The organism is Emticicia sp., assembly GCF_049241225.1.
Lineage (GTDB): Bacteria > Bacteroidota > Bacteroidia > Cytophagales > Spirosomataceae > Emticicia.
This window is the reverse complement of the sequence record NZ_JBMLRC010000264.1, coordinates 3435-5670: the sequence shown is the minus strand read 5'-3', so window position 1 is coordinate 5670 and position 2236 is coordinate 3435. Positions and strand designations below refer to the sequence as shown.

The following is a 2236-nucleotide window of genomic DNA, read 5'->3' as shown; positions in this document are numbered from 1 at the left end:
GACTAACTAATTATCAACGAATTTTTATCAATTCTCGGTATTTGGCCACCACGCAAAACCGTATTTCCATTGAATTTGAGGCTTTGGTCAATTACCTGTGGCGTCTCAAAATCAGCCACATTGATTTGTCCGCTTTGGGCAAAAGCATCAATGGCATTTTGGTAAGTTACCAAACGAATATCTTCATCCGAAATTCCTTTTATTTTCATCAAAGCTGCCGTTTTTGGTACTGCGAGTGGGTCGCTGATGCCCCAGTCAGCTGCTGAATTGACCATAATTCTCTCCGAGCCATATTTTTTTACGATTTCAACCATACGCTCATTTCCCATTTTTGTAAATGGATAAATCGTAAATGCCGCCCAAAAACCTTTATCAAGCACACTTTCTACGGTTTCTTCATTGTTATGGTCGATAATTACCATGCTTGGGTCGATTCCGTGTTCGAGAGCAATGGCCATACTTAATTCAGTTCCTTTCTTTTTATCACGGTGTGGTGTATGAACTTGTACTGGCAAACCAGCTTCTTTAGATAATTCGAGTTGCAAACGATAGTATTTTTCTTCGGCGGCGGTTTGGTCGTCAAATCCAATTTCTCCTACGCCAACTACACCTTCTTTATACAAAAACAAAGGTAAAATTTCCATGACTTGCTCTGCTAATGCCTCATTATTTGCTTCACGAGAATTTAAGCCAATCGTGCAGTAATGTTTGATTCCAAACTGAGACGAACGAAAACGCTCCCAGCCAACCAAACTGCTAAAATAATCTTTGAAAGAAGCCAAACCCGTACGTGGTTGGCCCAACCAAAAAGCAGGTTCAATAATTGCCACTACACCCGCATCAATCAAAGCCGTATAATCGTCGGTGGTGCGAGAGGTCATGTGAATATGTGGGTCGAAGAACTTCATACCTTTTGTATAATCAGCATAATTCGCCTGTACTGTTTTTGACGTTACAATTTCTTCGGCTGTGCCTTCAAAGTGTGAAGGATTTTGCGATATTTCAGAATGTTTTTGACACATTTTATTGATTCTATTGTTGTTAATACTCCGTTTCTAAACCTCAAGCATTGACCAGCTAAAGATTTGATTTTGTAATTCTTGGTATTTTTTTAATTCTTCTTTGGCCGCTGAAAAATCAGTTTCGTTACAAACCAAAGTAGCCGCTATTTGGTCATTTTGATTTTGAGATACAAGTAGGGTACAAATATCTTCAAAAATTGCTTCATTCATAAATTTACTGACCAATCGCCAAGCTTGTGCAGGAATCGTGCGACCAGCAGCCCAACGCTCATGTGCCAAATATGAAATCGAATTTGCCAGTTCTTGATTCGCTCGTGTATCCAAGCCTTGGATGCGATGAATAGGCTTATCATTGAAAATACATTTCAAAACCAGTTGATTCCAAGCTAATTCGGAGAAATGCTGCATCGGGAATGGATTCTGAAATGCAATTGCGTCGAAAACTAAACCAATGTTTGAACGCACTGCATCAGTAGCCCTTAGCATCCAATAATCAGGAAAAGCCAAAAAGGGTAGGGCAGAAATAAGTGCAACGGCCTCATTATTTTCAGCAGTTTCAAAGAGTGTATCAAGGGCTTTGGTGTAGGAATCTTTATCGCTGCTATCAAATTTTGTTAAGAAAAATACTCTTACGAGTCGGTCGAGTGTCCAATCATTGATAGAAACTTCATTGATAAGGTCTTTAGATTGAATAGAGATTTTGCTAATAAATCTTGGCGTAGCCACAAACGCAGTCTGTAGCGATTGTAAATTGCCACTGGCTTTACTTTCTATCCAAGTTATCTCTTTTGGCGTAGCGTATTCTTTTATCTTTTCGAATAATTGTTCTGAAAAACTCATTGTTGGTTAGGCGAAATAGCGACTATTAAATTGAAAATAATCGTAAATATTTAATAATGATTTTATCTATGCTATGAGATAAATCACTTTCCAATGCAGAACTTACTAAAAATATTGGCCAATAAATCATCAGATGAGATAGCTCCCGTAATCTCACCCAAATGATGCAACGAAAGACGAATATCCTGAGCCAAGAAATCGCCAGTTATGCCTAAATCTAAGCCATTCAATACTTCGCTCAATGCTTCGTTGGCTTTTACAAGGTGCTCATAGTGGCGTAAATTTGTCAGCATTGTATCAGCTTGTTTTTTCATTTTTGCTTTAGCTACTATTGCTGCTTTGAGTTCATCAATGCCGATGTTGTTTTTAGCTGA

Annotated in this window: 2 protein-coding genes and 1 pseudogene; all 3 read right to left on the bottom strand. The window is 38.5% G+C overall.

Annotated features, from left to right (window positions below; all coding sequences use genetic code 11):
• Nucleotides 1–2: 2 nt before the first annotated feature.
• Nucleotides 3–1022, bottom strand: a complete 1020-nt coding sequence (locus tag ACOVO2_RS14300) for a TatD family hydrolase (RefSeq protein ID WP_421770633.1) — start codon at nt 1020–1022, stop codon at nt 3–5.
• A 33-nt stretch (nt 1023–1055) separates the two neighbouring features.
• On the bottom strand, nt 1056–1862 hold the full coding sequence (locus tag ACOVO2_RS14295) for an EboA domain-containing protein (RefSeq protein WP_421770632.1): 807 nt from the start codon (nt 1860–1862) through the stop codon (nt 1056–1058).
• A gap of 83 nt (nt 1863–1945) precedes the next feature.
• Nucleotides 1946–2236: pseudogene (locus ACOVO2_RS14290) on the bottom strand (tRNA uridine-5-carboxymethylaminomethyl(34) synthesis GTPase MnmE); the annotation flags it as partial.

Coding starts and splice junctions, on each gene's coding strand:
- ACOVO2_RS14295 (WP_421770632.1), bottom strand. CDS start 1,862: ATGAGTTTTTCAGAACAATTATTCGAAAAGATAAAAGAATACGCTACG.
- ACOVO2_RS14300 (WP_421770633.1), bottom strand. CDS start 1,022: ATGTGTCAAAAACATTCTGAAATATCGCAAAATCCTTCACACTTTGAA.